The sequence below is a fragment of the Streptomyces sp. NPDC087300 genome (assembly GCF_044744425.1).
Lineage (GTDB): Bacteria > Actinomycetota > Actinomycetes > Streptomycetales > Streptomycetaceae > Streptomyces.
Map to the genome: position 1 here is coordinate 79,769 of NZ_JBIUYI010000012.1, position 26,270 is coordinate 106,038.

Annotated in this window: 26 protein-coding genes; 10 read left to right on the forward strand and 16 right to left on the reverse strand. The window is 69.5% G+C overall.

Annotated elements, in window-relative coordinates; all coding sequences use genetic code 11:
- Nucleotide 1: 1 nt before the first annotated feature.
- Entirely contained in the window at nucleotides 2-1,021 is a 1,020-nt protein-coding gene (locus ACIO9J_RS37650; protein WP_402009509.1) for an alpha/beta hydrolase, read from the reverse strand.
- A gap of 230 nt (nucleotides 1,022-1,251) precedes the next feature.
- Between ACIO9J_RS37650 and ACIO9J_RS37655 the strand changes: the two genes are divergently transcribed.
- Nucleotides 1,252-3,000, forward strand: coding sequence for a serine/threonine-protein kinase (locus tag ACIO9J_RS37655; protein ID WP_402009511.1), 1,749 nt, complete (start codon nucleotides 1,252-1,254; stop codon nucleotides 2,998-3,000).
- Nucleotides 3,001-3,381: 381 nt separating this feature from the next.
- On the opposite strand, the gene ACIO9J_RS37660 is transcribed toward ACIO9J_RS37655, so the two are convergent.
- From ACIO9J_RS37660 to ACIO9J_RS37670, 3 genes are all read right to left on the reverse strand, one after another.
- Nucleotides 3,382-8,118 (reverse strand): FtsK/SpoIIIE domain-containing protein, encoded by a 4,737-nt coding sequence (locus ACIO9J_RS37660; protein ID WP_402009513.1) that lies wholly within the window; start codon nucleotides 8,116-8,118, stop codon nucleotides 3,382-3,384.
- Nucleotides 8,119-8,241: 123 nt separating this feature from the next.
- Entirely contained in the window at nucleotides 8,242-9,249 is a 1,008-nt protein-coding gene (locus ACIO9J_RS37665) for a hypothetical protein (RefSeq protein WP_402009515.1), read from the reverse strand.
- Nucleotides 9,250-9,332: 83 nt separating this feature from the next.
- On the reverse strand, nucleotides 9,333-10,016 hold the full coding sequence (locus tag ACIO9J_RS37670) for a hypothetical protein (protein ID WP_402009516.1): 684 nt from the start codon (nucleotides 10,014-10,016) through the stop codon (nucleotides 9,333-9,335).
- A 214-nt stretch (nucleotides 10,017-10,230) separates the two neighbouring features.
- On the opposite strand from ACIO9J_RS37670, the gene ACIO9J_RS37675 reads away from it, so the two are divergent.
- From ACIO9J_RS37675 to ACIO9J_RS37690, 4 genes are read left to right on the forward strand one after another with little or no spacing between them, the layout of a single operon-like run.
- Complete coding sequence (locus tag ACIO9J_RS37675; protein ID WP_402009517.1) at nucleotides 10,231-10,554, forward strand: hypothetical protein; 324 nt, start codon at nucleotides 10,231-10,233, stop codon at nucleotides 10,552-10,554.
- Nucleotides 10,551-11,897: a hypothetical protein gene (locus ACIO9J_RS37680; protein ID WP_402009519.1), complete on the forward strand. Its 1,347-nt coding sequence runs from the start codon at nucleotides 10,551-10,553 to the stop codon at nucleotides 11,895-11,897. Before ACIO9J_RS37675 ends, ACIO9J_RS37680 begins: the two co-directional genes overlap by 4 nt.
- Complete coding sequence (locus ACIO9J_RS37685; protein WP_402009521.1) at nucleotides 11,897-12,553, forward strand: hypothetical protein; 657 nt, start codon at nucleotides 11,897-11,899, stop codon at nucleotides 12,551-12,553. The genes ACIO9J_RS37680 and ACIO9J_RS37685 overlap by 1 nt, the downstream gene beginning before the upstream one ends.
- 1 nt (nucleotide 12,554) lies before the next feature.
- Entirely contained in the window at nucleotides 12,555-13,151 is a 597-nt protein-coding gene (locus ACIO9J_RS37690; RefSeq protein ID WP_402009523.1) for a hypothetical protein, read from the forward strand.
- Nucleotides 13,152-13,164: 13 nt separating this feature from the next.
- On the opposite strand, the gene ACIO9J_RS37695 is transcribed toward ACIO9J_RS37690, so the two are convergent.
- Genes ACIO9J_RS37695 through ACIO9J_RS37715 form a run of 5 tightly spaced genes read right to left on the reverse strand, consistent with a single transcriptional unit; the run spans nucleotide 13,165 to nucleotide 16,457 of the window.
- On the reverse strand, nucleotides 13,165-13,779 hold the full coding sequence (locus ACIO9J_RS37695; protein ID WP_402009524.1) for a hypothetical protein: 615 nt from the start codon (nucleotides 13,777-13,779) through the stop codon (nucleotides 13,165-13,167).
- Complete coding sequence (locus ACIO9J_RS37700; protein WP_402009526.1) at nucleotides 13,776-14,402, reverse strand: hypothetical protein; 627 nt, start codon at nucleotides 14,400-14,402, stop codon at nucleotides 13,776-13,778. Before ACIO9J_RS37700 ends, ACIO9J_RS37695 begins: the two co-directional genes overlap by 4 nt.
- Nucleotides 14,389-14,823: a hypothetical protein gene (locus tag ACIO9J_RS37705; RefSeq protein ID WP_402009527.1), complete on the reverse strand. Its 435-nt coding sequence runs from the start codon at nucleotides 14,821-14,823 to the stop codon at nucleotides 14,389-14,391. The genes ACIO9J_RS37700 and ACIO9J_RS37705 overlap by 14 nt, the downstream gene beginning before the upstream one ends.
- A 53-nt stretch (nucleotides 14,824-14,876) precedes the next feature.
- A complete protein-coding gene (locus tag ACIO9J_RS37710; protein WP_402009529.1) occupies nucleotides 14,877-16,142 on the reverse strand; it encodes a putative T7SS-secreted protein in 1,266 nt (421 codons plus the stop codon).
- 12 nt (nucleotides 16,143-16,154) lie between these two features.
- Nucleotides 16,155-16,457 carry a hypothetical protein gene (locus tag ACIO9J_RS37715; RefSeq protein ID WP_402009530.1) on the reverse strand — a complete coding sequence of 101 codons (303 nt, stop codon included), beginning with the start codon at nucleotides 16,455-16,457 and terminating at the stop codon, nucleotides 16,155-16,157.
- 427 nt (nucleotides 16,458-16,884) lie between these two features.
- Between ACIO9J_RS37715 and ACIO9J_RS37720 the strand changes: the two genes are divergently transcribed.
- Nucleotides 16,885-17,184: a WXG100 family type VII secretion target gene (locus ACIO9J_RS37720; RefSeq protein ID WP_063806169.1), complete on the forward strand. Its 300-nt coding sequence runs from the start codon at nucleotides 16,885-16,887 to the stop codon at nucleotides 17,182-17,184.
- 202 nt (nucleotides 17,185-17,386) lie between these two features.
- Here ACIO9J_RS37720 and ACIO9J_RS37725 read toward each other — a convergent pair whose 3' ends face one another.
- Entirely contained in the window at nucleotides 17,387-18,037 is a 651-nt protein-coding gene (locus tag ACIO9J_RS37725) for a hypothetical protein (RefSeq protein WP_402009532.1), read from the reverse strand.
- A gap of 187 nt (nucleotides 18,038-18,224) precedes the next feature.
- Here ACIO9J_RS37725 and ACIO9J_RS37730 point away from each other — a divergent pair, with 187 nt between their 5' ends.
- The 4 genes from ACIO9J_RS37730 to ACIO9J_RS37745 are packed head-to-tail and all read left to right on the forward strand — an operon-like array spanning nucleotide 18,225 to nucleotide 21,131.
- A complete protein-coding gene (locus tag ACIO9J_RS37730) occupies nucleotides 18,225-18,536 on the forward strand; it encodes a WXG100 family type VII secretion target (protein WP_402009534.1) in 312 nt (103 codons plus the stop codon).
- Entirely contained in the window at nucleotides 18,533-19,750 is a 1,218-nt protein-coding gene (locus tag ACIO9J_RS37735; RefSeq protein WP_402009535.1) for a putative T7SS-secreted protein, read from the forward strand. Before ACIO9J_RS37730 ends, ACIO9J_RS37735 begins: the two co-directional genes overlap by 4 nt.
- A gap of 14 nt (nucleotides 19,751-19,764) precedes the next feature.
- The gene (locus tag ACIO9J_RS37740; protein ID WP_402009537.1) at nucleotides 19,765-20,511 is read left to right on the forward strand and encodes a hypothetical protein; all 747 of its coding nucleotides are present in this window, start codon (nucleotides 19,765-19,767) and stop codon (nucleotides 20,509-20,511) included.
- A gap of 5 nt (nucleotides 20,512-20,516) precedes the next feature.
- Complete coding sequence (locus tag ACIO9J_RS37745) at nucleotides 20,517-21,131, forward strand: hypothetical protein (RefSeq protein ID WP_402009538.1); 615 nt, start codon at nucleotides 20,517-20,519, stop codon at nucleotides 21,129-21,131.
- Between the two features lie 96 nt (nucleotides 21,132-21,227).
- On the opposite strand, the gene ACIO9J_RS37750 is transcribed toward ACIO9J_RS37745, so the two are convergent.
- The 6 genes from ACIO9J_RS37750 to ACIO9J_RS37775 form a co-directional block, all read right to left on the reverse strand.
- A complete protein-coding gene (locus tag ACIO9J_RS37750; RefSeq protein WP_402009540.1) occupies nucleotides 21,228-22,241 on the reverse strand; it encodes a hypothetical protein in 1,014 nt (337 codons plus the stop codon).
- Nucleotides 22,241-22,885: a hypothetical protein gene (locus tag ACIO9J_RS37755; RefSeq protein WP_402009542.1), complete on the reverse strand. Its 645-nt coding sequence runs from the start codon at nucleotides 22,883-22,885 to the stop codon at nucleotides 22,241-22,243. Before ACIO9J_RS37755 ends, ACIO9J_RS37750 begins: the two co-directional genes overlap by 1 nt.
- 314 nt (nucleotides 22,886-23,199) lie before the next feature.
- Nucleotides 23,200-23,910: a hypothetical protein gene (locus ACIO9J_RS37760; protein WP_402009544.1), complete on the reverse strand. Its 711-nt coding sequence runs from the start codon at nucleotides 23,908-23,910 to the stop codon at nucleotides 23,200-23,202.
- Entirely contained in the window at nucleotides 23,907-24,506 is a 600-nt protein-coding gene (locus ACIO9J_RS37765; protein WP_402009545.1) for a hypothetical protein, read from the reverse strand. The genes ACIO9J_RS37760 and ACIO9J_RS37765 overlap by 4 nt, the downstream gene beginning before the upstream one ends.
- 9 nt (nucleotides 24,507-24,515) lie before the next feature.
- Complete coding sequence (locus tag ACIO9J_RS37770) at nucleotides 24,516-25,832, reverse strand: putative T7SS-secreted protein (protein ID WP_402009546.1); 1,317 nt, start codon at nucleotides 25,830-25,832, stop codon at nucleotides 24,516-24,518.
- Complete coding sequence (locus ACIO9J_RS37775) at nucleotides 25,829-26,143, reverse strand: hypothetical protein (RefSeq protein ID WP_402009548.1); 315 nt, start codon at nucleotides 26,141-26,143, stop codon at nucleotides 25,829-25,831. The genes ACIO9J_RS37770 and ACIO9J_RS37775 overlap by 4 nt, the downstream gene beginning before the upstream one ends.
- Nucleotides 26,144-26,270 lie beyond the last annotated feature (127 nt).

Sequence of the window (26,270 nt, forward strand, 5' to 3'; positions counted from 1 at the left end):
CTCAGCTGCTCGGGATCGGCGCCTGCATGTGCTCGCTGATCCACTGGATGGGGCCGTCGGCCATGGCGGGCACGTAGCTGCGCGCGTTGTGGCCGCCGCCCTGGATCACGTTGAGGCGCGTCTTGACGGGCCCCTTCCCGTACTTCTTCATGAAGGACCGCAGGTTGGCCTGGCCCGACTCCTTGGTGCCGATCTGGAAGGCGATGTCGACCTCGGGGCCCTTGCGGTCGACGAGGCGCCGGGCCAGCCGCTCGGGGTCGTTGGCCTGCCGCTCCTTCTCGTGCCCGGCCCACAGGGGGGAGTCGGGCACGGTGTCCGGGCCGCTCGCGATGACGGCCCGGAACTTCTCCGGGCGCTGGAGGACCGACTTCAGGCCGACGAAGCCGCCGGAGGAGGAACCCATGAAGGCCCAGCCGTCCCGCGACTTGAAGGTGCGGAAATTGGCCTTGACGAAATCGGGGACGTCGTCCGTCATCCACGTGCCCATTTTCGGCTGGCCCGGAATATCGCTGCCGTCGTAATAGTTCTTTGCGTCCGGATTGAGCACGGGCATCACCACGATGAACGGAAGGCTCTTGCCTTCCTGCGACCACTTGGCGATGGAGCTCTCCAGCTTGAGGTCGGTGCCCATCCAGTAATTGTTCGGGTAGCCGTTGCCGCCGGGCAGGGCTATCAGTACGGGGAAGCCGCTGTGTGCGTACTTCGGGTCGAAGTACTGCTTCGGTGCCCAGACCCATACCTTCCCGGTGAACCCGGACTTCTTTCCCTTGAGTGTCGTCACGGCGATCTTCGTGCCGTCCTCCAGGGTGCTCTCGTTCGTGAAGTGCGACCGGGGTCCGGTGGGCAGCCGCGTCTTGTCGGCCGCGGGGCCCTTCGCCTGGTGCGCGCCGCCCTCGGGTGCCGGCTGGTCGAAGGTGACCGGGTCGCCCTGGCCGGACGAGCAGGCCGAGAGCAGCAGCGCCGAGGTCAGGGCGGCGGCGGTCGCGGCGAGAGCGGTGCGGGAGGGGCGGCGTCGGTTCATGGGGACCTCGGGGCGGGGACGGGCGCGGGGAGGGACGCGGGCACAGGGCGGGCATCGGCGCCAATGTGGGCATTTACTCCCCTGTAGAGGGAAATGGGAGACCCGGCGTTCCCTCGGCGGCCCGGTGCGCGCGCTCCTTTCCGCTTTCATTGCCGACGCCCGCACTACGCTGACCGGCAGTGGTAAGGCGCGCGAGGTGTCCGGCGGCGTGCCTGGGGGAGGCCAACGTCATGCGACCGCTCGAAGCCGACGAACCCACCGTGATCGGGCCCTACCGGCTGCTCGGCCGGCTCGGTTCGGGCGGGATGGGCCGCGTCTATCTGGGCCGCAGCGCGGGCGGCCGCACCGTCGCGGTCAAGGTCGTCCATCCGCACTTCGCGCTCGACGAGGAGTTCCGGGCCCGCTTCCGCCGCGAGGTCGACGCGGCGCGGCGGGTCGGCGGCGACTGGACGGCGCCGGTCCTCGACGCCGACCCGGACGCGTCCGTGCCCTGGGTCGCCACCGGGTACGCGGCCGGGCCCTCCCTCACGGAGGCGGTGCGGGAGACCGCCGCGCTGCCCGAACACTCCGTACGCGTCCTCGGCGCAGGACTCGCCGAGGCGCTGACGCACGTCCACGGGCTCGGCCTCGTCCACCGCGACGTGAAGCCGTCGAACGTGCTGCTCACCCTCGACGGCCCGCGCCTGATCGACTTCGGCATCGCGCGCGCCACGGACGGCACGGCCTCGCTCACCTCCACCGGTGTCTCCATCGGCTCGCCCGGCTACATGTCCCCCGAGCAGATCCTCGGCAAGGGCGTCACGGGCGCGGCGGACGTCTTCTCGCTGGGTGCCGTCCTGGTCTACGCGGCGACGGGCGAGTCGCCCTTCCCCGGCGACTCGTCGGCCGCGCTGCTCTACAAGGTCGTGCACGAGCAGCCCGAACTGGGCTCGCTGAGCGGCGACGTACGGGAGATCGCCGCCGCCTGCCTCGCCAAGGAGCCGGGCGTCAGGCCCACTCCCGCACAGGTCGCCGGGTGGCTCGCCCCCGAGGGCGCGGCCCCGCTGGTGGCCGCGGGCTGGCTGCCGGGTCCCGTGGTGGAGCGGGTGAGCCGCAGCGCGGTGCGGATCCTCGACATGGACACGGGGGCGGGGGCGGGCGCGGAGTCGGTGCGCTCGGGCCCGGTGGCCTTCGACTCGGCCAACTCCGTCAGCACCGCCAACTCCGCCAAATCCGCCAACTCCGGCTCCGCGCCAGGCATGTTCGGCCCCGCGGACCCTTCGTACGCGGAGGACGCGGTGGTCCCCGTCCCGCGCAGGCCGGAGACGCCGCCCACGTCCATGCCCACGCCCACGCCCATGCCCTCGCCCATGCCCTCGCCCGCGCCCCAGGACGCGAGGACGCCCGGGAAACTCTCCGTCTCCGTGGCCGCCACCTCCGCGCCGGAGGGCGTGAACGGGCGCGGGCGCAGGGTCAGTTGTACGGTCGTGCTCGCGGTGGCCGGGGCGCTCGCCGCGGTCACGGTGGGGTCGGTGTTCGTCTTCCGGATGCTGCCGGGGAGCGGCAGCCACGACGCGGGCAGTACCGGCGAGCGGCCCCCGGCGGCGACCGCCTCGTCCGGCGCCGAGCGGGTGCCCTCTTCGTACGTCGGTACGTGGCGCGGCAAGGCGGAGGCGAACGACGGCAGCGTTCCGCTCGGCACGTTCACGGTCACCCTGCGCCAGGCGAAGCCGGGCGACCGCGTCGGCACCGTCGTCCAGGACGACCCGATCGGCAACACCTGCACCGACGTACTCACCCTGAAGTCCGCGTCGGAGAAGGAACTCGTGGCGACGGGCAAGGGCGCGGAGGGCAACGGCGGCCAGTGCGCGCAGACCCCCCACACGGTCTACCTGCGCCCGTCCGGCAAGGCCCTCGTGTACACGTCGGACGATCCGGCGGCGGGGAATCCTACGGCGCGTCTTTCGCCGGTGGGCCGAGCGGATCCCGGCGGCGCTTGAGGTACAGGTGGGCGAGCCAGCCGCCGAGCGCCGCGCTCAGCAGGGCTGTCCGATGCCGAAGCGGTCCGGGCCGCCGGGCGGTGGCGCTTGGGGCGGGTCGCGCCGAAGCAGAGGAGCAGGAGCAGGAGCAGGCAGGTCAGTGTCACGCGGGGCAGGGATGCCGCTGTCCAGCCCGGCGAACGGACGCGCTTCGCCTGCCAGTTGGCCTGCTTCAGCGGGACGATGATCGCAGCCAGGGCGGGCGGCACCAGCAGCCCGATGGTGATCGCGAAGCCGTAGCCGCCGCCGGGCCAGGCCGGGGCGATCTCTCCCTACCTGGCCGGCGGCCCGGGGGCCGAGCCCCCGGGCCCTCCTCGTCGATCCCCCCCCATCGCGCCGCGCCTACAACGGCGTCGTCAGCGTCGCGACCTCGCCCGTGCCCAGGTGCAGCATGCCCTTGCCGGGTGCGACCGGGCCGCCGACCATGCTGCGGGAGATGCGCAGGCCGATGAGGTCGCCGCTCGAACTGTCCTGCGGGGAAAGGAGAATGCCCCGGCGGCCCTTCTTCGCGTCCACCTGCCAGCCCGAGAAGCCGCTGCATACGTCTTCCTCGTCACCGGCGAGGACCAGGGCGAGGCCCTGGTCGGCGCCGCGCTGGATGATCCGCTTGAACTGGCTCGCGGCGTCCGCGTCCTCCAGGATCTCCGCGTCGTCGATCAGGACGACGACCGGGTTCTCCGGCGACGCGTCGGCCCCGTCGATGAGCTCCTCGAACTCGTCCTCGTCGATGTCGTCCTCGGTGTACACCTTCAACACGCCCTCGGTGCCCTCCAGTTGGCGCAGCGGCGACTGGCGCGGGGCCGCGATCACCATGCGTACGCCCTGGGCGTGGAAGGAGCGGGCCATGTTCAACAGGACCGTGGAGCGGCCCGACTTGGCCGGGCCGGCGATGACGAACGCGGGCACGCCGTCGGCGAGGTCGGGGCCGTGGCCCATGACCTCGTCGCCGCCGATGCCCACCAGGGCCCACAGCTTGGAGCGGGAGGCCTCCGGATCGCGCAGCTCCCACGCCTCGTCGAAGGTGATGCGGCTCGGCAGCGTGTCGACGCGGAACGGGCGCCTGGCGCGCGGCACTTCGGCGTCGCGGGCGGTCGCCGCCTCGCCGATCGCGCTGATCGCGGCGGCCTGGCCCTGGCCCGTGACGTCCTCGGAGAGCAGCGCGAACTGCGTCTCCGTGCCGCTCTCGTTCTTGAACGCGCGGCCCGGCGCGATCTCCTCGGGGACCTTGCGGGCCGGGATGCCGAGCATGGAGAAGTCGGAGCGGTCCGCGAGGCGCAGCCCGTACTTGTCCTCGGTGAGCGAGGAGATGCGGCCCACCAGGAGCTGGCGGTCACCCGTCATCACCAGGTGGATGCCGACGCTCGCGCCCTCGCGCATCATCGTGGAGACCTCGTCGGTCAGCGAGCCGTGGTCGATCTCGCCGAGCGTGGGCAGCCAGCCCTCCCAGCGGTCGAGCAGGATGACGATGTGCGGCAGTCGCTGGTCCGCGGCGACGTCGGCCCGCTGCTCGCCGATGTCCGCGTAGCCCTTGTCGGCCAACAGGTCCTGGCGGCGCGTGAGTTCGCCCTTGAGGCGGTTGACGAGGCGCACCACGCGCTCGGTCTGGTTGCGGCTGACGACGGCGCCGCAGTGCGGAAGGCGGGTCAGGGCGTTGAGCGCGCCGTTGCCGCAGTCGATGCCGTACAGGTGGACGTCGGCGCACGAGTGGGTGCGGGCCAGCGAGCCCGCGATCGTACGGAGCACCTGGGAGCGGCCCGAGCGCGGGGCGCCGCCGATCATCAGGTGGCCGAAGTGCGCGAAGTCCACGACGACCGGGCGGCGCGCCTGGTCGGCGGGCAGGTCCTCGACGCCGAACGCGGCGGGCGCGAGCGCGCCGGGGGCCGTGCGGGGCGCGGGCACCGGGATCTCGTCGAGCAGCAGCATCTCGCCGAGCGCGGGCAGCCAGGGGCTGTGCTGGGCGGGGATGCCCATGACCTGGTTGGCCTCGATGATCGTGTCGACCAGGACCTTCAGGTCGGTGATCTCCTCCTCCTCGCGGGCCTCGGCCTTGGGCTTGGCCGCCGCGGGGCGGCCGAGCGCGGTCCAGTCCAGGGGGTCGACCCAGGGCGCGAGGACCGTCGGGTCGGCGGCGCCGGGGCGGCGGCCACCGACGCGGCCCGACTGGAAGGGCACGAGGGAGGCGTGGCCGAGCCTGACGTAGGCGCGGCCGGGGGTGTTCTTGGAGATGTGCCCGGCGTCGGGGGCGTCGATGACGTCGCTGGACTCGCCGCCGTCGGTGACGCGCAGGGCGATGCGGAGGTTGGTGTTGGCGCGGATCTCGGGGGAGACGACGCCGGAGGGCCGCTGGGTGGCGAGCAGCAGGTGGATGCCGAGCGAACGGCCTCGCTGGGCGATGTTGACCAGACCCGTCACGAAGTCGGGCAGGTCACGGACCATGGAGGCGAACTCGTCGATGACGATGAGGAGTCGGGGCACCGGCGGGTGCGAGGGGTCGCGCCGCACCAGGTCCTGGTAGTCCTCGATGTCCTTGGCGTCGGCGTCGGCGAGGATGTGCTCGCGCCGCTTGAGCTCGGCGCCGAGGGATTCCAGGGCGCGTTCCACGAGGTGCGCGTCGAGGTCGGTGACCATGCCGACGGTGTGCGGCAGCTTCACACAGTCCTTGAACGCCGAGCCGCCCTTGTAGTCGACGAGGACGAACGTCATGTTCTCGGGCGTATTGGCCACCGCGAGCGCGGCCACGATGGTCTGAAGCAGCTCGGACTTACCGGAACCGGTGGTACCGGCGATCAGGCCGTGCGGCCCGTCCTTGCGCATGTCGAGGCCGAAGGGACCGTCGTAGGACTCACCGATGACGGCCATCGTCGACTGCCCGCCGGCCTGCCAGCGGGCCGTGATCGCACCGGACGTCGGCGGCTCCAGCTGGAGCACGTCGAGCAGCCGGCTCGACCCCGGAAGGGCGGAGTCCTCGGTCTCGCCGCTGATGTCGCGCAGCGGCGACACGGACCGGGCCAGGCGCAGGCACCAGGCCGGGGTGACGAAGTCGGGGCGGACGTCCTTGAGGCGCTCGGCGCCGGTCATCTCCACGCGCAGCCGCAGCTCGCGCGGGGCGCTGGTCTGCCGGGTGTCGGGCGCTGCGGTGTGCCAGGCCTGGAAGGAGGGGAAGCCGCCGGGCGCCTGCTGGGGCTGCGCGGGCATGGGCTGGGCGGCGGAGCCCGGCGCGTTCTCGTACTCGCGGGGCTTGGGCTCGGCGACGACGAACGCCTGGCACTCGCCGGGCAGGAACCGTTCTTCGGTGTCCAGGCAGAGCGCGTACATGCGGACGGCGGGACCTTCGCGCAGCAGTCGCACGACGCCGGGCAGCGACCTGAGCCGCCGCGAACCGTCCCAGACGACGACGATGTCCGGGTCGCTGAAGTTGGCGCCCTGGCTCTTGTTCTCCTCCAGGATCTTCAGGCGCGCGTCCAGGATCTGGGTGAGCTCACCGATGCGGGAGCCGACCGTCTCGGCGTCCGTGCCGATCAGTACGTTGATGTCCTGGCCGCCCGAGGGCCGCGCGTGCGGCAGCCAGCGCACCCAGTCCCAGGACTCCTGCGAGGTGTTCTCGGTCAGCACGTAGAACTGGACGTCCATCGGGCTGTGCAGCGTCGCGGTCTGCGCGACGGCCCAGCGCCCCAGGGCGGTCGCCGAGTCGCCGGGGCCCGCGATGCCGATGACACCGAGCCCCTTCAGCGGCAGCGCGACGGGCGCGTCCTCGATCCGCCACGTCACCTGGCGCCGGTGCTCGTCCTTCTCCGGGTCGTCGAGGACGACCTCGGAGGGCAGCTGCCCGGTGCCGAAGCGCAGGAGCAGGTGGTCGGCGTCGGTGCGCCGCCGCTCCCAGAGCCGCGTGCGGGGCCCGGTACTCAACGCGAGCACGGTCGCCGGATCGGGCACGGCGTTGCGCCGGTCGAGCCGCTCGGCGACGAGCGCGTCCTGCGCGTCCTTCTCGATCCGCGCCTTGGTCTCCTTGTACTCCTTGACCTGCTTCGCATGGGACTTGCGCCCGTGCTTCTTGTCCATGAAGTAGTTGCCGAAGAGCATGATCGGACTGAGGCCCGCCATGATCAGGTAGTACCAGCGATTGAAGATCATCGCGGCGACGACGGCACCGACCAGCGGGAAGAGCGCCATCAGCCAGGGCAGCGGCCGCGCCTCGAACTCCCGTGGCGGGGTGGGCAGCCGGAACGTCGTCTGCCGCTCGGGCGGACGCAGCCGCGGCGGCCGGTTGTAGTCGAGCCCCGCGCCGTCCTCGGACCACTTGAGCGCGGCGTTCGGGGGGACGTACCTGACGAGTTCGAGCAGCGTGTTTCCGAGGGCGATCTGAGCGCCGAGGGGCCAGGCGACGGTGTTGCGCGGCCCGGCGGCCCGCGCCTTGGCCGCAGCCTCCTTCCGCTCCTTCCACTCCTTGCGCTCCTGCTTCTCGCGCTGCTCCCGGGCCTTCCTGTCCTTCTTGGACTCGTCCTCGGGCGGGGTGACCGTGAGCGGCTCGGCCTCCTCCTTCTCCTCGCCGAAGGGCCGCCCGTCGAGGGTCACGCCCTTCTTGTCCTCGTCGCTCCCGTGCACGGTGGCCTGGCAGGTGCCATCGGTTGCAACTGACAACGTGAGGGCGCGGGCGGGCATCTCCGGATCGTCGACACGGATGTACGAGGCGGGCCCGCTGCCGATGTCGTACCGCCCGATCCCGAGCCGGTGCACGGCCCCCGCGGCCGCCCCGCTCGCCACCCGCAGCTCGACGAGCCCCGACGGCTCACCGGGCAGACACCCGGCCGGATCGTTCAGACTCACGACGGCGCCCTCGCGCAGCGGCGAGGTCACGACGGTGGCCGAGGGATCGACGGCGTACCCGTCCACGTAGACCATCGGGGCGCCGGCCGCCGGAGCCTGATGCTGCCCGATCGGAATGATCTGCGCCCCGCTGTGCCCGACCTGCCGGGCCAGTTCCACCGCTATGTCCTGCACGGTGGACTCGGGATCGGCGTCGAGGACCACGTCGGCGGTGCCACCGCCGAACGGATCGACGACGGTCAGAGTCAGGCGCACGATCGTCCTCCCCGTAACTGAACAATGGCTGAGACGATATCCGCTCGGTCCTTTTCGGGGGCAACGGGTGGGCCCGCCCTGTGCCGGACCCTCACACCGCCCCTCGGGAGGCTCCCAGAGTCCTCACCGGTTGATCGACTGGATCTCCTCGACCTTCACGGCCTGGTCGTTGCCGTACTCGCCGTTGGGCAGTGTGCCCTTGGCGCCGCCGGTTCCCGTCCAGGTGATCTCCCAGGTCGCGGTGGCCTGGAGGTTGTACGTACCGTTGCCCGATGAGCGCTGGTAGACGACTCCGCACGGCGGAGTCCGACCGGCCTCGCCCTTCACGTACGGCTCGCCGATCGACCCGTCGTCATTGATCGCGCACGCGCCCGACGCGGGCAGCAGCTTGGCGTCCTCGGTACCGGGTTTGAGGGTCAGCGAGACGGGCTTCGCGGTCGTGGTGGCCTCGATGTGGAGTCCTGGGGCGTCCAGGGAGGCGGTGACGGACACCGGCTTGAACTCACCCTTGTCGAGCCAGGCCCAGGTGGGGAGGTTCACCTTGGAAGGGCCGTCGGGAGCGAGGGAGACCTTGGTGCCGGGGACCTTGATCTGGTTGTAGGCGAGCCCCGCGAGGATCTCAGGGCTGATGACGTTCGGAACGTCCGGGGTTTCGCCGTTCTTGACCCAGAAGGGCGCCTTGTTGCACTTCGCCTGTTCGGCGACGGTGGCGTCGGCGCTGAACTGGGCGCCCCACCACATCCCCTCCTTCTCCTTGTCGACGTTGTAGTTGTCCTTGGCGTAGCCCTTGTTCTCGTCCGACATCTCCTTCAGGGCGTCCCTCGGCGCGTCGGGATCGTGCCGGGCCCCGAAGTACAGCCGGTCACGGAACTTCTGGAACTCGCCCGCTTTCCACTCCGGCGCGTACCAGCAGGGCGGAGGCGTCCAGTTCGGATCCACGGAGGCGACCGGGCCGCCGCTCGAGGAATTGCCCGAGGACTTGTAGCTGACCTTGGCGACGGCGCCCACGGTGCGCTCCGGCCCCTTCGTGCCGTGGCTGTCCGTCGAGATGGGGTCCGCGGCCATCGCCGATGCCCCCGACAGCAGGATCAGTGAGCCGCAGACGGCCGACATTGTGAGTGGCTTGCGCATTCCCCTACCCCGTTATTCCCGATGTGTCCGCTATCGGACTGCCGCGACCCTCCTGGCCGCTGCGGCCGTCCTGGAATTCTTGGTCACCCCTGGCACTGCTGGGCTTCGCTCTCGACCTTGACCAGGTCGGCGCGCCAAAGTCCCTTGGTGTTCTTCGAAGCCGCCATCGAGATCTGCCAGAACGAGTAGTCCTTGATGCTCGGCTCGGTCCGGAGGACCTTCCCGCTCTTGACTTCCTTGCCGAAGAGCTTGTTGTCGTTGGTGCAGAAGGTGACGGCGATCGTCTTCTTCTTGTCGACGGTCTGCACCTTCGTCTTGGTGTAGCGGCGCTCGCCCGTGACGGTGTAGCCGGCCTCGATGTGCTTCTTGACCTGGTCCTTCGCGTACGTCTGCGCCGGGCTGCCGTACTCCGAGTAGAACTTGTACGCGGCGTCGTCAGCGTCCTGCTTCACGATCCCGTGCTCGATGGCACGCGCGTAGTTCTGTGCGTCGTTCAGCGCGGCGGTCTGGTCCGGGTCCGACACGGCCGCCTTGTCGAAGACGAGTTCCACATCGGAGGGGAACTTCATCTCCGGCCGGTCGACGTCGGCCCCCTTGCTGGCCTTGTCGCTCGGCGACGGGCTCTTCTCGGCGTTCCCGTTCTCGGCCCCGGCGATCTTGTCCTTCCCGGAGCCCTCGTCGCCGTCCCCGCCTCCGCACGCCGTCAGCAAGAGGGCCGCGGCAGCCGTGAGCGAGACGGCGATGGGACGGATGTGGCTGCGGTTCACGTATGACTCCCAAGGGGCGACAGTTCGACAAGCCATCCGAAGGTACTGAAGCAGTCGACGCGTTCGCTAGGGCCAACTTTGCCGCGGCGCGAGCACTTGGTCCCGCCGGGCGCTCGGTCGCCCGTAAGCGGAACCGGACAACGGTGTCCCGCCTCCCCGAGCGTCGTTGTTCTCCGCGATGGCTGGGGCCGCGGCGTGGGAGGGGAGGCGCTCCGTGGGTGAGCGCACGAGGATCGACGATCTGGACGCGATCCGGGAGATGGGTGCCGGTCTGGGCAGGATCAAGGACGCCTTCGACGGGCTGGGGAAGCTGAAGGGGAAGTACGAGGACGACTTCGGCGAGCACGATCTGGCGTGGCAGTTCGGCGACTTCGTACAGAACTGGGAGAGCCGTCGCGAGGAACTCGGCGACGAGATCGAGCGGCTGGCCGCGATCGCGAAGGCCGCGGTGAAGACGTACGAGAGTGTCGACGGGGAACTGGCCAGGGCGCTGCGCGAGTCCGACAGGAAGCACAGGCTCGCGAAGAGGAAGCTGTGAAGGCCGGCGCGCGGCCCCGGGACTGGCAGCCGCTCGCCGACCACGACCCCGTCCCCGGCGACCCCGACCGCCTGGAACAGCTGGGCCGCAGGCTCCGCAGGACGGCCGAGGAGCTCGACCGGCAGGTACGACACCTCAAGGCCGCCGCCGAACTGGATTCCTGGGACAGCGACGCGGGCAAGGAGTTCCGCGAGAAGGCCAAGCGGTGCCGCGGTCGCCTGGAGGCCGCGCACAAGCGCTACGAGACGGTGGCCGACGCGATCGGCGACCGGGTCGTGGACCACGGATCCGACTACGAGTCGAACGCATCGGCCCGGCCCGGCAGTTACGCCACCGAACTCCACAGGGCCCAGCAAATCGCCGAGATCGCCCGGCGGGAGGCCCAGGAAGCCGAGGCCGAAAAGAGCGCCGCCCGGAAAGGACTTGACGGCCTGCCCGGCGATTCCGGCAAGGCGCGCAAGGAGAAACTGGAGGATCAGGCGGAGGCCGCCGGTAAGTCCTTGGAGGCGGCCCGGGGCAAGCTGCTGAAGGCGCAGGGAATCCGTGACGCGGCCGCGAAGAGGGCGCGTGAAGCCATTGATGACGTCATCTCCGGGGATGCGCTCAAGGACGGATTTCGGGACGGCTTCGCGGACTTTGTGGAGTGGGCCGCCAACTTTACCGAAGAGCTCTCCAAGTGGGCCGGAATCGCGGCCCTCGCCGTCGGCTGGATTCCCGTCATCGGCCAGGGGCTCGCAGGACTTCTGGGCGCCGTCTCCATGGCCTCCACGCTCATCAACATCGCCTGTACGGCGATCCAGGTCGGGATGGGCGACGAGTCCTGGACAGCGCTGGCGACGGCTGCGGTGGGACTGTTGATGATGGGCGCGGGCAAGGCGATGTCCAAGGTCAGTGGGCGGTATGCCCAGGGCATGGTGGAGCGGATGCGGCTTGCCAAGGGGGGCAGGGCGACCCCGCGGCAACTCAAACGCAACCGCCACAAACTCAACCGTGAAGCGGGAGTCGTAAAGGGGCTTCAGGAAGGCGATATCTCGAGCTCCATTCGAGAGCCCGTCACCGAGATCTTCACATCTGCCCCTTGGAGGGACGGCTTCAAGGGTGGTTACCGTGAAGCAGTACACGTACTGAAGTGCCGAGGGAATGGCAGCTATGTCAAGGGAATCGGAAAGTCTCTGACCTTGGCGGATCCGGCTGCGGCTTCAGCACTCAACGAAGCGAAGCACTTGGGCAAGAGCCTGGGTGACGGGTATGCGGTCAACAAGATGTCGCGCAGGGCGACTCAGCTGAGTGTGGCCGGAAGCGGCGTCACTGCCGGTGGTCTATTTCTCGATGAGGTGTCGTGATGGTGCAAGAGAACTCTGTTTCATCCGGGAGTGCGCCGGGCCCGGACGATGACTTCCTCGTCGACCTCGAATTCGACGACGGCTGGCTCGGGCTTACGCTCCACGAGGGCACTCGCGTGGAAGCCCGACAGATGGCCGTGAACCTTGTGGCGCAGTTCGATCCGCTGCGACTCGGCGTCAGCAAGGCGGCACTTCAGCAAGAGCTGGAGGAACATGCCCTGACGGCCTTCGAGTCCGGTCCCCTCTTGACGGCCGTCGCATACACGGAGGGCGGCATCTTCTTGGCGGACCTTTCGGTTCTCGCCTACGGGGAAGAGGGTGTCCCACGGCCCTCGCCCGAGGAGTATCGGCAGATGTTGGTGCGGTGGTCCTACGCTGACGTGAAGGGCGCACCACAGATCACCGATGTCGAGTTGCCGATCGGCCCTGCGGTCCGCGTGCAGGCGGTCCTGGCGGAGAAGCGGCGCTTTGGCTGGGGGAAGAAGCTCAGCGAGTGCCTCAGGTACTGGGTCTGGCCCACCGGACATGAGGAGATCCTCCTGGCCGAGGCAAGGTGGCTCAACTTCGAGCGCACGGACGAACTGACGGACCTCGTGGACCGTCTCATGCCCACCATGCGCCTCCTGCCCGCCCCCGCCGAGCCCGGCGGCAACTGACATGCCCCTCCGCGCCGAAGGGGACACCCCTCCCAGCGACTACACGATCTTCGTCCCCGCGGGCTGGTTCCAGCTGCATCTGGACCCCGACGAACGCGACCGCGGCATCCTCGCACTGGCCGACCGGCAGTTCGCGGGCATCGACAACGCGCCCGTACTCAAGGAAAACCTGATGCGGGACCTGCAGAAGCAGGCGAAGGCGGCGCACCGGGAGGGCGGTGTCGAGCTGTACGTCTCGCTGCTGACGGTCGAAGGGCTGCCGCTGGCGTCGTCCTTGCTGGTGAGCCTGCTCCCTGACGGCTGGCCCGGCTGCCGTACGCCGCACGACCTGGCGCGCCGGCTGGGGGAAGTGGGACGCCCCGCGGAGGTCCGGAGGCTGGCCGCCGCGGGCGACGCCGTGCGGACGGAGAAGACCGAAGCGCCCGACCCCGAGCGGCAGATGGGCAACACGCTGGCCACGACGACCGTGACGTACCACGTGCCCGTCCCCGCGAGCGAGCAGTGGCTGACCCTCACCTTCTCCACGCCCATGGAGGGCCTCGCGGCACAGATGGTGGAGCTCTTCGACACCGTGGCAGGGACGCTTCACTGGGAGTAGCGCCGCGGCCCCCTCAGGTCTCCAGATTCACGAACAAGCTCCGGGCGAACGCGTCGAACTCGTCGATGTTCGCCGTGATCCAGCCGATGTCCTCGCCGACCGTCCGGACGATCACGTCGATGCCCAGGGACTCGATGCGCCAGGCGTAGTTCACCGAGACGCACATGGCCTCGGCCTTGGCGGCGACGAAGTAGCGGATGGAGCGTTTGCCGCGGCCCAGGCGGTCGGTGTCGAAGTCGATGACCTCGGGGTCCTGGGCGGCGCCGGGCTCGTTCTTCTGGACGAGTTCGTCCAGGGTCGCGTCGACGTCGCCCTCGCTGGGGCCCGCGTGCACGAGGAAGGTCAGGAACTCGCGGCGCGGGTCGGGGACGTAGAGGAAGACCTGGTGGGCCGGGACGGTCCTGGGGAGCTGTTCCGCGACGGCGTCCAGCTCGAAGGCCAGCATCTTGGTCTGCTTCTTGACCTGCTTCTTGTCGGGCTCGTCGTCGACGAGGGCCCACAGCAGCTCCGCGGTGCGCACGGCCCACTTCTTGCGGTCGCGCGCCGCGCCCCTGCCCTCCCCGAGGAGGGGCATCGCGGGCCAGACGGTGGCGTCGCTGTCCGTGTCGAGGGAGAAGGTGACGTTCACTCGGTCCTCCAGCGGAACGTGGTCATGACGGCGTCGAAGAGCTCGACGAGGATCTCGGTGAAATCGCCCTCGGGATCGCCGTCGCCGAGAGTGCTGAAGCTGACGACGAGCCAGCCGGAGTCGGCGCCGTCCGACGGTACCCGCACGACGTAGTCGACGTGCCTCGACGGCGCGTCCGCGCCCTTCGCCGGGTCGGCGGGCAGCGTCCGCTCCTTGCGCACCGCCGCCGAGCCGTCCACCTCCGCGGGCTCGGAGCCCGCGGAACCGGCGAGCAGCTGGGCCAGCACGTCCTGCCCGGTGACCCCGTCCCGCCGCGCCGTCCCTGGCTTGGCGACGATGATCGAGGCGGCGATGAGGAGGCCGTGCATGGGCTCCACCGGAAGGTAGAGGTCCACGCCGTCCCGCTGGCGCGCCTCCTTCACCGAGGCGTTCAGCCTTCGGTACAGCTCGAGGCGCGCGTCGGCGACCTTGTCCCTGGGCAGGTCGGGCGAGAGCCGCGCCGCGGCGTCGTCGACGATCTTCTTGACGGCGTCCTGGGTCCCCGCCTTCAGCGGGATTCTCGACCACCCGGGCGGGATCACGAGGGTGTAGCCGAAAGCGTTCCTGGTGTCAGCCGGCGGCATCGCGGCGGCTCCTTCGGTCGAGCGTTCCGTACGCGAGGGTGAGCGCGCCGGGCAGCAGCGCGCCGATGAGGACCACGGGGTGGTGGTGCATGAGCAGCAGGAGGGGCGCGAGCTGGGCGAGCCCGCCGCCCGCGAAGTAGAGGAGGAACTCGCCGCGCCACCGGCCCCGGCGGCGCAGCACGAGCACGCCGAAGGACAGCGCGGCGACCGCCAGCAGCGGCAACGCCTGCCCCGGCACCCGGAAGGCGCCGCTGAGCGAGTCGGGGAGCGCGCCGGAGTCGATGAGCACCCCGCCGACGAGGGCGACGATCAGGAAGGCGAGCGGCGTCACGAGGACGATCCGCGCGTTCCTGATCACCTTCTTGTCCGCGGGGGAGAGGACGGCGGCCGCGCCGGTTCCCGCCGTGCTGTCGTCGGTCATCCGGGCGGCTCCTGGTTCTGTGTGTCCCGGCCCGCGGCCCGCGCCACGGCCGCTCACCAGGCGGACTGGGCCTGCGTCACGCCGTGGCTGCCCTTGAAGTCGTTGTACGCCTCCCAGCTGGGCTTGTGCGGCAGGTCGAGTCCGTCGCTCGCGGCGTTCAGGGTGTCATTGTCGCCGAGCAGCTTGTCGCCCCAGTCGACGGCCGTGCCCGCGTACGCGGATCCCATGGCGGCGCCGTAGGCCACGTTGCCGCCCGCCTTGGTGCCGTGCGAGATGCCCTCGCCGAAGAGCTTCTTGTTGCTGGTGATGCCCTTGCGCAGGGCCGCGAGCTCGCTGTCGCCCAGGTGCGCGGCCGTGGACCACTTGCCGGGCGGCGGCAGTTCGTCGGCGACCTTGCCCGCGCGTCCCGCGATGCCCTTGCGCAGGGCGTTCATCTCCGCGCGGATGCCGGCCTTGGCCGTGTCGTCGGTGGCGCCCGCGAGGCGGTTGGCCAGCTGGTTGCGCATGGACTTGGTGGCCGCGAGGCCGTTCTTGAGCTTGGCGACCCGCTGCACGGTGGAGGCGGCCCGCGTCGACTTGCTCGCGACCTTGAGCCCGGCCATGGCGCCCCGGCCGATGCCCATGGTGAGCAGCCCGAAGGCGTCGAAGGCGACGTCCATCCAGGTGGCCTTGCCCGCGGCGACGAGCAGCATGCGGCCCAGGACGACCGCGATGCCGATGCCGATGACGAGGAGATTGAGCCCGGGTACGAAGATCGCGACGATGGCCAGGGCCGTGCCGATCCAGCTGAGGATGTCGAGGAAGAGCTTGAAGCCGTCCGCGTGTTCCTTGGCCCAGCCGACCAGGTCGTCCCAGGTGCTGTCCTCCACGGCGTCGTCGATCGCGTCGAGGATGTTCCTGCGCGTCGTCAGGGCGTGGCTGTTGTAGTGCGAGGTGGCCTTGATGAGGTCCTTCTTCGCCTCCTTGACCGCGTCCTCGTCCTTCTCGTCGGCCTGCGCCTTGTCGCGCGCCTTCTTGGCGAGGTCCTGGGCGTGTTCCAACTCGTCGGCCCAGGTGTTCAGATGGCCCGACACCTTCTCGTACCGGCCCTTGGTCTTGTCGAAGCGCCCGGCGAGGTCGTCGGACTCCTCCTTCAGGCTCTTGGCGTACTTGCCCTTGATGTTGTCGTCGTCGCCGAGCTGACGGAGCTTCTTCACCTGCCGGGACAGGGTCTCTGCGATGTCCGAGAGCCGCTTCGCCTCCGTGCGTACGGCGACCGGGTCGCCCGGCGTCGGGTCTGCTTCGGCGAGGGGGGACCAGTCGACCGGACGGCCAGTCACGTGCGCACTCCCTTACTTGTTCTTCTTCTTGCCCTTGGTGGCTTCGGCCAGCTCCTTGTCGAGCTTCTCGAAGTTCTCGATGGCCTGTTCCACGAGCTTCCCGACCTTCTCGATGTTGTCGATGAGCTCTTTGCGGTGGTCGTCCCAGTTGGTGGTGAAATCGTCCATGGCGCCATGGACATAGGAGGAGCCGTACTCGTCCCGCATGTCCTCCTGGTGCCCGGTGCACTCCTTGAACTCCCTGCGCACCGTGCCGAGGTCCTTCTTGACCGTGTAGAGGTAGTCGTAGTCCACACCGAGATCGGAATCGGTCACGGTTGTCTCCTTGCGACGGGCAGGGGGCGGCGGTGCGTGGGCGGCACCCGACGGGGCGAGGGACGCCTTCGGTGCGCCGACGTTAACCGTGGGGCCGCGGGCCCGCCAGGGAAGGTAGCGGGACAAGTCGCCGCATCCCGGCGAACTGTCACGGTGTCGTGACGCGAAGAGTGCAATGGGTGCCCGCCCGTACCGCCTTCTGTCACCAGGGCGGTGAGGGTGAATTGCGTGGTTGCGGTTGCTATCGGCGCGCTCGCGCGCCGCGCCCGCCCGGGGGCCCGCCGGTTATAGCAGAGCTGCAACTCAACCGGGATGTGTTCCCCTCCGCCTCACCCGTAAGCTGCTGCCGCAGGAGCGGACGATCACATCGTCCGTTCTGTCGGGAGCCACGGGGGTTGGCCCTGCGGCGAGTTGATGAGGAGGGTCAATGTCCAAGGACCTTGATGTCACATATCAGGACATGCGGGATGCGGCCAAGCATGTCGTCAAGGAGAAGGACAAGCTCAAGGAGAAGCTGGACGGTCTGCGGAAGTACATCGCGAACCTGGTCGAGTCGGGCTTCGTGACCAAGAGCGCCTCGAAGGCGTTCGACGAGAGCTTCGACGAGTTCGTCAAGGGCGCGAAGGACACCATCGACGGTCTGGACGGCATGGGTGACTACCTCACCAACGCCGCCGACAAGTTCGAGCAGATCGACGACGAGCTGGGCAAGGCCGCCAAGAAGTAGCAGCGGACGTACGCCGACGGGGAGTGGGGCGACGGGGGACGCCTCCGTCGTCCCACTCCCCGTCGGCAGGCGGACGGATCCGGGGCGGCGCGGCGGCGGCGCCCCGGATCCGGTCGCGGACCCGGGGCGGCGGAAGCTCTCGGACCCGGCCGTACCCGGCCCCGGGTGATCCCCGGGGCCGTCAACCGGCCTGATCCCGGGGTCAGTTGCCGGACGACGGCTGCCGCAGCACGTACATGTGGAGCTCGCTGCGGAACTCCTCGGTCGTGAGCCGCAACCACGAACCGTCGTGGAACGTCAGCAGCAGCAACTGGGTCCTGAACTCACCGAGGAACGGGTCGGTGAGAGCGGCTTCCCCGGCGGCCAGCCGTGCGACGACCTCCATGCGCTTGTCGCGTCCCACCGACACGCGCTTGGGCGGCGCCGCGAGGACGATCCCGTCCTCGGTCGCGACGACGAAACGCTGATGGTGCGGGGAGTGGCCGTACCAGCGGAGCAGGAACTGCCCCGCCGCGGCACTCCAGTTGCCGTCGAAGACGCGGTCGAGCCCCTGCTCGGCGACGAGGGCCTTGCGCCGCCGTTCGTCATCGCGGGCGCGCCGCTTCTCGTCCTTCTTGCTCTCGAACAACCGGTCAAGTGCCTCTCGGGCACTGTCCAGTAGGGACAACAGCATGACCAACGGCATCAGGAGCACTCCCACCGCCGTACCGAGCATGCCCAGCGGGGGCATCGTCCCCGGGCGCAGCCGTGGGTTACCGGCCGCCTGAAGAACCTCGCCCGGCGGGTCCGGGATCTTGTCGATCGCGCACCATCCCGCCGCCTCGGCCCGGACGCCGAGGCGATCGGAAATCATGCGCTGTTCGCCCCTGGAAGTCACGTCAAGACTCTCCTCGTCGGCACTGAATGAATCGGCACGGAACACACTTGCTGCGATCGAGAGCGTATCGGGTGCCCGGTGACATGCGGCAGGAAGAATTCGGCTCACGGGACCGCTGTTGTCCCGTGCACAGCAGGAAGCAGTCAGAAGGGGGGTGGTCCCCGTGGGGGACCACATCAAGGCGGATCTGGCCGCCATCAAGAAATGCTCACGGGATCTGGGAAAGATCCACGACGAGTTCGACCGCAACGGGAATCCCGCCGACGAGTACGGCGACGCGGTGGGACACGGCGGTCTGAAGGATGCCTTTTCGGAATTCGGGGACACCTGGAAGAAAACCAGGAAGAAGCTCATGAAGGAGCTCGAAAAGCTGGCCGAGTTCACTTCGACCGCCGCGAAGACGTACGACAAGATCGATGAAGAGCTGGCCAAGGCGATCAGGGAAGCCAAGGCGCAGAGCAAGGGGAAGAAATGAGCAGGACGGACAGCGACTGGCCACCGCTGTGGCACGACGATCCGACGCCGGGCGACCCGGAGGAAGTGGCCGAACTCGGGCGCAAATTGCGCAAGATGGCCGACATGATCGACGAGCAGTCCCGGGTCATCAAGGCCCTCGCCTCGGTGGAGGGCTGGGACAGCGAGGCCGGCAAGGGCTTCCACGAAATGGCGGGCGGCACAGCGGACAAGCTCAAGAAGTCGTTCGAGCGCTACGACGAGGCGGCCAAGGCCGTCGGCGAGCAGGTGCGCGAGGGAAGCTCGGACGAGTTCGCTGGCGAGATGCGCAGGGCGCAGCGCAAGGCCGACAAGGCCCTGAGTGACTATCACTTGGCGAAGGGTGACCATGACGTCGCCGAGCGCGAGGTCAAGAAGTTCACCGACAAGTACCCCATGAACAACATTCCCGCGAAGGACAAGGACGAGTACGACCGCTGGGTCAAGAAGAAGTCCGAGGCCCTGCTGGCGATCGGGGCGTCCCGGAAACTGGTGAAGGAGGCCAGGGAGATCTACGACGACGCGGGGGACAAGGCCGCCAAACACATCAAGAACGTCGTGCACCACGACGATGTGCGCGACCCCGGCGGTTTCATGAACTTCCTCGCGGACTGGGCGGACGCGCTGTCGAACATATCCGCCGTACTCTCCGTGCTCGCGGTGATCTGTGCCTTCGTGCCGCCGTTGCAGTTCCTCGTACCGATCTTCGCGACGCTGGCCGTGATCACCAGCGCGGCCGCGCTCGCCGGTCACGCGTACGACATGATCGCGCGCGGCGGGAAGCTCGACTTCATGAAGCTGGGCGCCGACCTGCTCGGCGTGCTGCCCGGCCTCGGCGCGCTGAAGGGCTTCAAGCTGGTCAAGGGCCTCAAGGGACTGTCCAAGCTGAAGGCGCTCCGCTTCAGCGGCCTGCGCGCCCTGGACGGCGTCGGGCACAACTTCCTGAACGGTGTCGCGGTCAAGACGGCCAACAAGATCCTCGGCCGGACGGCGCGCAACGAGCTCCTCGACGGCAAGAAGATCACCGCGGTCATCAAGGGCGGCGGTCTCGCCAGTGCCCTGAACCGGATGTTCCACGGCGAGAACGGCGAGAAGACCGGATACCAGGCGCCGCCGAAGAAGCCGGCGCCGGGCCCCACTCCCTCCCCCTCGCCCCGTCCCTCGCCGAAGCCGTTCAACGCGGCTCTGGCGGCCTGAGAATGAAGGTTCGGATGGCCACTGACCGTACCGAAGTGGAAGAAGTGGAAGCCGCGAAAGAGACCGGAGAGGTGGCGGGGGCCGGAGAGGCGAACGAGGCCGACGCAGCGGACGAGGGCAGTCGCAGCCTCGCGGGGGGCGACGGCATCGAGGTCCGCTGGGTGATGCCCGAGGGCTTCCTGGAGCTGCCCTTCGAGGCCGAGGACCTGGACGACCTCGCGGGACAGCTGCTCGCGTTCGCCGAGACCACGCTGCCCGGCGCGGATGAGGAAGTGCGCGTGCAATGGGCTGTCATGTGCGCGCTGAACTACGACGACTTCATCGAGGCGGGCGTCCAGTACGCCGGGTTCGTCACGACCGAAGTGGAGGGGGTGCGCTGCACCGCCACGGTCAACGTCAGCATGACGGATCTGGACGAGCGGGCGGGGCGCAACCCCGCCGGGTTCATCGCCACGGCCATGCGGCACCTGGACATCGGCGAGGTCACCGAGGTCATGCTGCCGTGCGGCCCCGCGGTGACGTGCGTCGGCAGCAGGCAGGCCACGGTGGACGCCGCGCTCACCCAGACCGGGCGGGCGGAGCCCATCACGACGTCCTTCATCCAGGTGCGGATCCCGGTGAAGAACGGCACGGCCGTGGTCCTGGAGATGGGCACCCCGACCAGCGAGGGCTGGGACACCTTCTCCGCGATGTTCGCGGGCATCGTCAAGAGCGTGCGCTTCTTCGACGACGAGGGGGCTTCCGTGGTGATGCCGGGGTGACGGACATGCCGAGCACCGACGAGGCACCGCAGCCCGCGCCGCAGCACGCACCGCCGCCCGAGCCGCAGCCCCGGGCGGCGGTCCCCAGGGACTACCGCCTGCTCGTCCCCCGGGACTGGTTCCGCATCGATCTCACCCAGGACCGGTGGCGCGGCCAGCTCAAGACCTTCGTGGACCGGCAGGCGGCGGGGCGCGGCGTCTCCGCGGACCTCACGCGCAAGGTCTGGTCGACCCTGCGCAACACCGCGGAGACGGGGCGCACCCGCGGCGCCATGGAGTTCTACCTCCTGACGACCTCGGACGACGGCGGCATGCCCGCCTCGCTCCTGGTCTCGCTGGTGCCGCTGGGCAGGACCCCCGCGGACCCTTCGGCGTACGCGGAACTGCTCGAACTGAGGCAGCCGGAGGAGGGCCCTTCGCGGCGCGAGATCACGGTGGTGGACCTCCCCGCGGGCCCCGCCGTACGTGTCCTGGGGCCCGCGAGTCTGGACTTCCACGTCCATATGCCGGGCGGCACGGGCTACTTGATGCTGGCCTTCGCGGCGCCGCTCACCGGGATGGTGGGGCCGATGGAACGGCTCTGCGAGGCGATGGCGGGGTCGCTGGGCTGGGTGGACTGAGGCTCCGGGCCGGCCGGCGGTACGCCTGCGCGATGCGTGCCGGCCGGCCCGGGTGTCTCACCTGTCGTCCCGTTGTCTCACCTGTCGTCCGGTGTCTCACCGGTTGATGGACTGGATCTCCTTGACGGCGACGTCCTGTTCGAACGTGGACAGGCCGTCGGGGAGCGCGGGCTGCCGCGCGGGCCCTTCGGGGTCCGCGGAGTCCGTCCAGGTCACCTTCCAGGTGACGCGCGCCTGGAGCTGGTAGGCGCCGTCACCGGACGACTTCCGGTACGTGATGTTGCAGCGGTCCTTCGACGTGTCCAGCTGGTACCCGGACTTGGCATTCGTCAGGTCGTACGTGCAGGTCTGGGGGTCGGCGAACCCGGTACCCGCGTCGACGCGGAGGGCGACGGGGCGGGCGACGGTGGTGGCGGCGAGGTCGACGCCGAGGTGGTTGAACCGCGCGGTGACCCACACCGGTTCGAGTGGCGCGTCGAACTTCACGTGCGTGGCCAGGTTCACGATCTGGTGGTCGGCGGCGGGGCGGAGCGTGACCGGGGGAGCGGGCAGCTTCGTCTGGGCGTACGCGAGGCCGGCCAGGGCCTCCGGCGAGATGGCGTCCGGGGGCCGCGGGTCCTCCTTGTCCACCCACTTGATGCCCGGGATGGTGGCGCAGTGGTCGAGGTCGCCCGGCTTCACCTTCCCGGAGGTCAACTGGTCGACGGCGTACGTGCGGTACCACCAGGCACCCTCGTCGCCCTCGTGGAAGTCGACCCCCTTGTCCCAGCCGGGCAGGGGCTTCCCCGACTCGGGGTCGATGGGGGAGGTCTTCTGCTTGTCCTTCTTGTACTGCTCGGCGCTGAACTTCGGCTGCGTCCAGCACAGCGGGGGCGTCCAGGAGGCGTCGGTGGGCTCGATGTAGCTCGACCCGCCCCTCTTCGGCTCCTTGAAGTTGGTGGAGTACTGGACCTGGGCGGAGACCGCGCCGTTGCCGGCCCCGCCGCCCTGCTCGGCACTGCCGCCGGGGAGCTTGCCGAGACCGTCACCGGCGAACGCCGACCGGGCCGAGAGGACGCACAGCAGGGCAGCGGCGCAGGAAACAGCGGCAGCGCGCGTCAGGGACGGCATCACTTGCACTCCGACGCGTTGGAACGGCCGCTGAGCCTGTCCAACTGCCAGACGCCACCCGGCGACTTCTTGAGGACCGTCTCGTAGCGCGTGTAGTCCTCCGGCGTGGGATGCGCGGGCCGGACCTTCTTCGTCTTGACGTCCTTGGGGACGGCCTTGGTCTGGTCCTCGCAGTACGAGACGAGCGCGATGTCGGAGGTGTGCCGCGTCACCTTCCGGTCGTAATAGCGGTACGTACCGGAAATGGTCTTTCCGCGCTTCTTGGCGGCTGCGATCTGCGCCTTGTAGAACGCCTGGGCCTCGCCGGAGAAATAGACGTCGAGGTACCTGGACCCGGGGTCCAGGTCCACGAAGAGCCGCTGACGCGCCATCAGTACGTCGGCCTGGGCGGCCAGGACCGCGTCCTTTCCCTTGTTCCCCGTCTTGTCCGGAGAGATCTCGACCTTGAGGTCGTCGGGCAGCCCGAAATCGGACACCTCGGCCGACGAACTGGGCGACGCCTCCGGGCTCTCCTGGCCCGAGGACTCCCCCTGCTCCGCCCCCGCGATCTTGTCGTCCGAGTCGGATCCGCTGCCGCAACCGGTCAGGAAGAGAGCGGCGGCCGCGGCGAATGCGGCAGCGGTGGGCAGGGTGTGGCGTTTCACGGTCGACTCCCGGTAGGGGGAAAGAGGGTCTGCAACGGACCGACGGTATCCGCGGGATTGACGCCCGCGCCACCGCCCAAAGCGGTGCAAGTCGCCTTATCCAGACGTACTGTCGCGGTATCGTTCGGCGAAGAGTGCAACGGTCAATGGCCCATGTACCTGGAAAAGCGCGGAATCCTGGTGGTGCATTGCGCGTTGCAGGCGCTATCGCGGTGCGTGAGGCGGTACGCCGGGCGCGGCGTGTGGGGTTGGCCACGGGAGCCCCGGCGGAACCTCAGTGACTCCCCGGCGGTCGCCCACCCGTTTCCCTCCGGTCACTCCGGCTCGATGATCAGCGGGCTGCCGTCCGCGTGGAACAGGCGGATGCTGCTCACCACGTTCCCGAAGACCGTGCAGAACGTGTCCCAGCCGACCGGTGTGGGCGTGCTCATCTCCATCACGACGGTGCTCATGTTCGGCAGCGGCAGGTAGACGCGGACGTACGACGTGGGGACCGGCAAGTCGGCTCCCGATTCCGTCAGTTGGCCGCTGATCCGGTCCTCACGGGTGCCGATGCAGGAGACGGCGGGTCCGCACGGGAGCTGGATCTCGGTGACCTCTGCGCCACCCAGCCTGCGCAGGCCGGAGGCGATCGCCGCGATGGTGTCGCCGTCCTGCGTCTCGGGGCTGTCGGTGAGGGAGGCGAAGACGGTGGCGCTGCACGGGTCCTCGCCGATCGCCGCCACGCAGACGGCCGCGAACTCGGCCCCGTCGGCGAGGAGATCGTCCATGCCGAGCGCGATGACGACCGCCAGTTTGAGGCAGTCCTCGGGCTCGGCCCCGGGCAGTGCCTTCTCGGCCAGCTCCTCCAGGAGCCGCACCACCTCGTCCTCGTCCTCCTCGTGCAGCGGGATGTCGTGGAAGATCTCCGGCATCACCCAGCGGACGTGGATGGTGTCGGAGCGGACCGTGGCCGTGTTCGCGCCGGGCGCGGGCCCGGTGGGGACGAATTCGAGGCGGTCCGGCAGTTCGGTGGGGGCGGTCACGTGAGGCTGTTGCCTTCCGGGAGGGCCGGGACGGGGTGTTCGGGCGCCTCGGGGAAGAACTTCCGCGAGGTGATGTACATGCCGTAGTGCGGGTAGAGCGACGGGACGTCGGCCCCGCCGTTGCGCGCGATCACGGCGATCTTGCGGTAGAGCCGCGCACGGCACCGCATGTTGCGGTTGGTCACGTCCAGCAGGCTGCGCCGCCGCAGCAGGTAGAGCGCGACGAGCAGACCGACGACGATCACGGCGTCCGCGACCAGGAACGCGATCTGGAACGAGCGCGGCTTCTCGACGGCGACCAGGTCCCAGAACGGCCAAGCGCCCGCCCCGAAGACGAACAGCGGCAGGGCGAAGAGACAGCCGAGCACGCCCGCCTTCCCCGTGTCCTCACTGCGGCGGTACAGCATCGCGAGTACGGCACGGTCGTCGAGGAAGTCGAACCGCACCTCCCGCCCGTACCTCTCGGCGGCCTCCCTCGCGGCCGGGACGGAGGCGATGACGGAGCCGGGGACCAGGTCGTGTGCCTGGCCGCCGTCGTCGACGAACTGACCGTTCTGGAGCGCCTCGAAGTCACGGCGCGACGTGGGGCCTGGCATGGCTCCTCCTTACCCTGCGGGTGCGAGCGCGCCGTGGAACGGCGCGGACGTCGGACTCGGCCGCGGGGAGGGCGACGGGCGGTCCGGAGTGGACGGTGGCGTACTCGGACTCGGTTTCGGGCTCGGCCCCGGACCGGGGTCGGGGGTGACGTGCTTGGGCGCCTGGTCGCTCTGGTCGGGCAGCGTCCGGTTCAGCTTGACCGCCGACTGCACGCCGAGGTTCGCCAGCGCGGCGCCCTTGATGAAGCGCGTCACGTTCTCCGGCAGGAAGCCCGCGCCCGGGAGCTTGGAACCGATGTTGCTCAGGCCCGGCACCTTCGACGCCAGTTTCCCGCTCAGCAGCTTCGACGCCAGGCCCACGCCCTTGTTGATGCTCTTCACCGCGATGCCGTTGGTGAACATGCCCCAGGCGACCTCCTTGGCCGCGGCGAGCCGGGTGACGCCCTTGGCGCCCACCGCGAGGCCCTTGAGCAGGCCGACGCCGGGGATGATGCCGAGGACGTCGACGGTGATCTTCACCCAGTCGAACTTCCCGCCCCTGGCGAAGACGTCGTACAGCCGGCCCGTCAGCGCCGTGGCGCTCAGCGCGGCGGCCAGGCCCACGATGATCGCGGCGATGCCGCCCGTCAGGACCACCGCCGCCACCAGGGCCACCACCGCGAGGACCGTGGCCGCCGCGGTGAACCAGTCGGCGTGGTCCGCGAGCCAGTTCATGAATCCGCCGGGGTCGCGGACCCCGTCGTGATGGATGATCCGCTTGATCTTCTTGGCGGCGGCGCTCGCCGCGTCGTCGCGGATTTCCTGGGCCTGCATGATCTTCTGGCGGTGTCCGGACATCACCCGCGTACTGTCGTCGAGCTTCTTGCGCTGCTTCGAACGCTCGACGCTGTCCTCCGCCGAGGACGGCACGGTCCCGTCGGTCTTCGCCAACGCCGCCTGGGTGGCTTTGTGTTCGGGCTCCATGGCCCGGAACTCCTCCAGGGCCTTGTCGGCCATGCGCTGCGCGCGGTTCAGCTCGCTGGCGTACTCCTTGGACGCGCCGCCGCCCTCGTCGACCTTGGTGCCGATCGCGACGGCCGCCTCGTCGTAGCGGTCGTACGCGTCGCGCAGCCGCTTGGAGGTGTCGCCCGCCGTCTCGTGGAAGGCGCGCCCCGCCTCGCTGTCCCAGTTCTCGACGGAGGCGAGCGCCTCGATGTTCCTGGCCTGCTTGTCGATCTCGTCGGCCATCCGGCGCAACTTCTTGCCGAGCGCGGCCACTTCGTGTGGATCGCCCGGTATCGGGTCCGAGTCGAACAGCGGGGTCCAGTCGGCCGGCCGCGCGCTCACTTCTTCCCCTTCTTGGCGCTCTTCTTGGCGTCCCTGAGGGCTTCGGCGAGGGCGTGGTCCACCTCGTCGTACGTCTTGGCGGCCTCGGCCGTGTACGTGGCGAGGTTCTCGATGTCCTTCATCAGCTTCTTGCGCGTCTTCTTCCACGTGCCGGAGAAGTCGTCGAAGATGTCGCGGAGTTTCTCGCTGCCGAGGGCCTTCTCGTATCCGTCGGAAGGGTCTCCGTGCTCCTTGAACTCGCGATGGATGCCGTACAACGCATCCGAGCAGTCCTTGATGAGGTCCAGATCCGCTCTGAGTCTGTCACCCACTATCTCGGCCCCCCGCCTCGACTGGAATCCGGACGAAAATATCCATGGGGCGTGGGGGCCCACTAGTGACGATAGTGGTGGGTGCGCCCTTACTTTCGACAGGTTCCCGCGGTGCTCCCGCGGAACC